4 protein-coding genes are annotated in these 5,498 nt (G+C 61.5%); 1 reads left to right on the forward strand and 3 read right to left on the reverse strand.

The features are described 5' to 3' along the window. On the reverse strand, positions 1–1,007 hold a 1,007-nt coding region (locus A3754_RS14355; RefSeq protein WP_063520244.1), incomplete at its 3' end, for a zinc-binding alcohol dehydrogenase family protein. 151 nt (positions 1,008–1,158) lie between these two features. On the opposite strand from A3754_RS14355, the gene A3754_RS14360 reads away from it, so the two are divergent. Beyond that, positions 1,159–2,643: an amidase gene (locus tag A3754_RS14360; RefSeq protein WP_063520245.1), complete on the forward strand. Its 1,485-nt coding sequence runs from the start codon at positions 1,159–1,161 to the stop codon at positions 2,641–2,643. 31 nt (positions 2,644–2,674) lie between these two features. Here A3754_RS14360 and A3754_RS14365 read toward each other — a convergent pair whose 3' ends face one another. Together A3754_RS14365 and A3754_RS14370 are read right to left on the reverse strand one after the other, a co-directional pair. Next, entirely contained in the window at positions 2,675–3,592 is a 918-nt protein-coding gene (locus A3754_RS14365) for a metal-dependent hydrolase (protein ID WP_063520246.1), read from the reverse strand. A gap of 15 nt (positions 3,593–3,607) precedes the next feature. Next, positions 3,608–5,353 (reverse strand): SDR family oxidoreductase, encoded by a 1,746-nt coding sequence (locus A3754_RS14370; RefSeq protein WP_082872304.1) that lies wholly within the window; start codon positions 5,351–5,353, stop codon positions 3,608–3,610. Positions 5,354–5,498 lie beyond the last annotated feature (145 nt).

Raw genomic sequence — 5,498 nt, forward strand, 5'->3', positions numbered from 1 at the left:
TCCCAGCCGGCCAGGACCAGTTTGCCGATGGTGCTGCCGCTCTCCAGCCGCCGGTGGGCTTCTTTCAGGTTGGCGGCATTGATGGTGCCGAGCCCCTCACTGACGGTGCTCTGGATTTTGCCTTGATCCACCAGTGTGCTGAGTTGGGTGAGGATGTTGCCCTGGCGTTGCATGTCCGTGGCGAACATGGCGCGGGTGAACATGAATTCCCAGCTAAAGCGGGCGCTTTTGGCTTTCAGGGGATTCAGGTCCAGGGGCGCGCGGGCATCGACAATGGCGCAGATGCCGCCGAACGGGGCCACGGCCTGGCAGGCCGTGGCCCAATAGTCGTCCAGATTCTGGGTGATGAAGATGCCATCAATCTGCGGGCAACCAATGGCTTCCAGCTGTGGCAGCAATGGCTTGCGGTAGTCCACCATGTGATGGGCGCCGAGGCTTTGGCACCAGTTGGCAGAGGTTTCCCGGCCTGCGGTGGCAATGACCTTGAGGCCAAAGTGGTGGGCGGCCAGCTGAATGGCGATGGAGCCCACGCCGCCGGCACCACCGATCACCAGCAGATTTTTCCCTTCACATTCACCGGGCTGAAAGCCGAGTTGATCTTCCAGAGCCTCCCATGCAGTGAGCGCTGTGAGTGGTAATGCGGCGGCCTCCTGCATGCCCAGACTGTCCGGTTTTTTTGCCACCAGGCGTTCGTCAACGCATTGATGCTGAGCGTTGCTGCCCTGGCGTTGCACGGCGCCGGCGTACCAGACCCGATCGCCGGCCTGGAAGTTTTCCACTTCCGCGCCCACCGCTTCCACCACACCGGCGGCGTCAAACCCCAGCACCCGGTAACCGGGTTGTTCCAGGGGGCGCTGGCGCAGTTTGGTGTCAATCGGATTGACGGAGACGGCCTGCACGGCCACCAGCAGATCCCGCGGGCCGGGTGCGGGCAGGTCCAGCTGGATGTCTTCCAGGGCGTGAACATCCTCGATGGCTCTGGGCTGGTTGAATCCAATGGCTTTCATGCAGGCTCCCTCACAGTTCGACAACGTATTCCCACAAGTGCTGGTTGCCACGATTTGGCACACTTGGCTGGGCAGACTATGCCACAGTATGGCTTTATCGTCTGGCAGCAGATCATCGCCAGCGCTTCGGGACAGCAAAAGGGAGAGCACAATGAAGTTTGAAGAATACCGCCGGTTTGATGCCATTGGGCTTGCCGATTTGGTGACACGGGGGGAGGTCACGGCGGCGGAATTACTGGAGCTGGCGATTGCCCGTGCCGAGGCGGTGAACCCGCAATTGAATGGGTTGATCATCCCGTTGTACGACATGGCCCGAAAGCAGGCCACGGGGCCTTTGAGCGGACCGCTGGCGGGTGTGCCCATGCTGGTAAAGGATCTGTTCCAGGAAATCGGCGGTGCGCCCAGCTATCAGGGAAATAAGGCGCGCAAGGCCAGTGATGTCCATGCACAACGAGATTCCACTCTGGTGGCGCGCTGGAAGCAGGGCGGGCTGGTCCCGTTTGGTCGTACCAATACCCCGGAGTTTGGCGCCAAGGGCATTACCGAGCCGGATTCGTTCGGGCCGGCACGCAACCCCTGGAACCCGGACCATACTCCCGGTGGCTCTTCCGGTGGCTCGGCAGCCATGGTCGCTGCGGGCGTGGTGCCGGTGGCCGGCGCCAACGATGGCGGTGGCAGCATTCGGATTCCGGCTGCCTGTTGTGGCCTGTTCGGTCTCAAGCCGGGCCGTGGGCGCACCCCCTGGGGGCCGGAATTCACGGAGGCCATGCACGGGATCGCCGTTAACCACGTACTCACCCGTAGCGTCCGTGACAGCGCGCTGCTGCTGGATATTGCCCAGGGCGACGAGCGCGGCAGCCTGTTTCAGATTGCCCCGCCAAAGCAGGCTTACGCCCTGTCTGCGGCCAGCCGCCCGGGCAAGTTACGCATCGGTTTTTCCACCCGCTCGCCGCTGGGTACCGATGTGGATCCGGAAGCGATCCGGGCGGTGGAGAAAACCGTGGCGTTGTTGCGGGACTTGGGCCACGAAGTGATTGATGCCGAGCCGCAGATGGACGCCAAACAGATGTGTATGGACTGGCTGTCGGTCTGGTTTGGTCAGTGTGCTGCCGAAGTGGATGAGGTGAAGGCCATTACCGGTTGCGGTGATGAAGGCTTCGAGTTGGATACCCTGGCCATTGCGGCTTTTGGTCGCGCCACCCCGGCCCATGAATACGTGAAGTGCCAGACCCGCTGGCAACAGTACATGATCGCCATGGATGCCTTCCTGGAGCAGTACGATTTCTGGCTCACCCCCACCCTGGCCATGCCCCCTGCAGCTATTGGTGCCATGGCGACGCCGCCGTGGCAGCAGGCCGCGTTGAAGATGTTGCTCAAGGTGGGCGGGGAAAAACTGTTGATGAAAACCGGCATGATCGAGCAGATGGCCATGGAGAATTTCAAATACATGCCCTTCACCCAGTTCGCCAACGTGACCGGGGTGCCGGCCATGTCTGTGCCCTTGCACTGGTGCCAGAACGGTTTGCCGCTGGGCTCCCAGTTTGTCGGTGGCCACGGCGATGAAGGCAAGCTGCTGGCGCTGGCCGCGCAGCTGGAAGCCGCAGCGCCCTGGTTTGATAAAACGCCGGACGCATGAGGCCAGACGCCCGACGTTTGGAAGGGCGGTTTTAGACGTTCATGGCCGCCTGGGCTGCCGGCGAGCGTGCCAGGTACGCCAGCGCCTGTTCCGTATCGCCTTCATGGATCGGATGAAAGCGTGGGGAGACCCAACGCAACGTGGCCTTGAGCAAAAAACCAAAGGTGGGAACGTTCCGGGTCTGCTCGCCGACTTGCTGTAGCTGGATCAGCACCTGCGGAATCAGTTTGCGGCCTATCTCACGTGCGGCCTTGTCGGAATCCTGCCGGGCCAGGCTGCGCCCGCCTTCGGCAATGAAGTAAATGAACAGCGGGAAAACAATGGCCATCAGAGCCTGGCGGCTGACATAAAACCCAAGCTGGGTCTTGCACAGATGCTCGAACAGATCGTAGGCCACGGTGCGGTGTTCCACTTCTTCGGCCAGGTGCCATTTGAACAGATCCACCATGGTGGGGTCGCCGTTCTGCTCCCAGCTTTCGTTGTCCATGGCCCACTGCCCCAACACACCGGTGAAATGTTCGATGGCGGCGATGATGCCGACACGCATGACCAGCCAGTGTTTTTTGAACGGTTTGCGCTGCATCAGGGTAAGCCCGAACGGCGCATCGGCCAGCGCGGTGCCAAACAACCATTCCACTCGTTTCAGGAACGGCTCTACGCTGAGGCCGTGACGTTCCAGATACAGTTGTGCCTTGCTGTGGGCGCGAGAGTGCACCGCTTCCTGTCGGATGAAGCCCTGCACGTCGGCCAGAAGCTGTTCATCCTGGATCAGCGGCAGGGCCTGATTGTATACCCGACAGAACCACAGCTCGCCTTCCGGCAACAGCAGGTGGATGCCGTTGATGGTGTGTGTGGAGAACGGATCATCACGCAGCCAGTGCAGTGGTGTCTGATCAAAATCGAACTGCACCCGGCGCGCTTTCAGTTGGTGTCGAACAGTGGCATTCATGGTGTCCGGTCTCCGTCAGGGGGTCAGGTCAATGCGTGCAACGCGGCGTGACAGTGAAGGGGCGAAGCGGCTGAGCAAGCGGGTGCTCCAGGCTTCCGCCCCCACCAGTGACAGGGCCGGGTTGTTGAGTACTGCCTTGAGGATGGCGTCGGCCACATCGTCCGGTGAAAAATTACGACGTTTGTAGAGCGCATCGGCCTTGGCGCGTTTCTCGGCTTGTTCTTCTTCGCTGGCGCCGGCATAGACGGTGGCGTTGGCAATGCCGGTGGCAACAAAGCCAGGGCAGATGGCGGTGACGCCGATATCGTGCTCGGCCAGTTCAGCACGCAGGCACTCGCTCAGCATGTGCACCGCTGCCTTGCTGGTGGAGTAGGCGGCCAGTTTGCGATTGGGGGCAAAGGCGGCGGCGGAGGCCACGTTAATAATGTGGCCGTGGCGATGGCCGTCGATCATCTGCTGGGCGAACAGACGCGAGCCGTGAATGACGCCCCACAAGTTCACTTTCAGCAGGCGATCCCATTCCTTGACGCTGGTATCCAACACTCCGCCAGCCATACCGATGCCGGCGTTGTTGATCACAATGTCGGCGCCACCCAGTTCCTTGGCGACCCAGTTGGCCAGGCGTTGCATGGCCTGGGCCGAGCCCACATCGACTTTGCGAGACCAGGCAACGGCACCCAATTCCCGAGCCTTGGCTGCGGTGCCTTCGGCGCTGTCTTCATCAATGTCCACACAGACCAGGTCCGCGCCTTGCGCAGCGAAGCGCAGGGCGGTGGCGCGGCCGATACCGGAACCGGCGCCGGTGACGACCGCCGTTTTTCCATTCAGGGGGAGTGCGCTGCGGGCCGGGCGTACGCGGGCATGCTGCAGGGCGCCGCTCATGGTGCCTTTCTCTACGCCGCTGACGAATTCGTGAATCCAGTCGGCAATGCGTTCCGGGTGGCTGAGGGGGACCCAGTGGTTGGCGTTGATGTCGCGGCGGTAGAGTTCTTCTACCCAGAGATGCAGGTCTTCAAATAGCTGGGTGCCCACATAATTGTCGCGGGTGGGCACGATCAATTGGACCGGGCAATTGGCGTAGCGCTTTTCCGGGTTGATCAGCTTGTTACGAAAATTGGCCCGGTAGAGCTGCACGCCGAATTTGCCGTCTTTGCCCTGGGTGGGGTTGGCGTCGGGTTCGGCGACATTTTCCCGGTGCTTCAGGTACTGCGGCCAGAGTTTGTCGAGGCCGCCCTGCCAGGCGCTGGGGGCGAGCACGGGAAGATGAAAGAAACCGATATACCAGGAGCTGAGTACCTGCTTGAAGACTTTCGCCTTGGCGGAGGCGGACAGGTTCAGGGTGCGTTCGCGCATCCAGTGGCCCATGTGGTCCAGGCAGGGGCCGGAAATCGTGGTGTAGGACAGAATGCGCGATTTCAGCGGCTCGCTGGTGACCGATTCCCAGCTTTGAATGGAGCCCCAGTCATGGCCGGCCAGATGAAACCCCCGGCCGGGGATCAGGGTATCCACCACCGCGAGCAGGTCGGCGGACAGCAGCTTCATGCGGTAGTCCGCTTGCGCTCGGGGAGCCTGGGAGGCGCCGGCGCCCCGCACATCATAGAGGATTACAAAGTAGTGTTTGGCCAGCTGCTGCGCCACCGGTTGCCACACGCTGTGGTTGTCCGGGTAGCCGTGCACCAGCACCACGGGCGTCTTTTTGGGGTCGCCGAGAGTGTAGGCCTGGAGTGAAATGCCCTGGCTGTTGACGGTGGTGGGGGTCATGTTGGCTCCNGAAAACATGGCGACGCGATATCTGGACAACGTCAAGATAATCGAATGTATCAGTGCTCAATGTAACGGTCAATGTGCTCGTTGTGGCAGCAAATACCGGGCAGTCAGTCTCACCGGCCAAGGGTCTCTGACGATG

Source organism: Alcanivorax sp. HI0083 (genome assembly GCF_001635175.1).

Excerpts from the sequence above, each read along its gene's own strand:
- A3754_RS14360 (WP_063520245.1), top strand. The coding sequence starts at position 1,159 with ATGAAGTTTGAAGAATACCGCCGGTTTGATGCCATTGGGCTTGCCGAT.
- A3754_RS14365 (WP_063520246.1), bottom strand. The coding sequence starts at position 3,592 with ATGAATGCCACTGTTCGACACCAACTGAAAGCGCGCCGGGTGCAGTTC.
- A3754_RS14370 (WP_082872304.1), bottom strand. The coding sequence starts at position 5,353 with ATGACCCCCACCACCGTCAACAGCCAGGGCATTTCACTCCAGGCCTAC.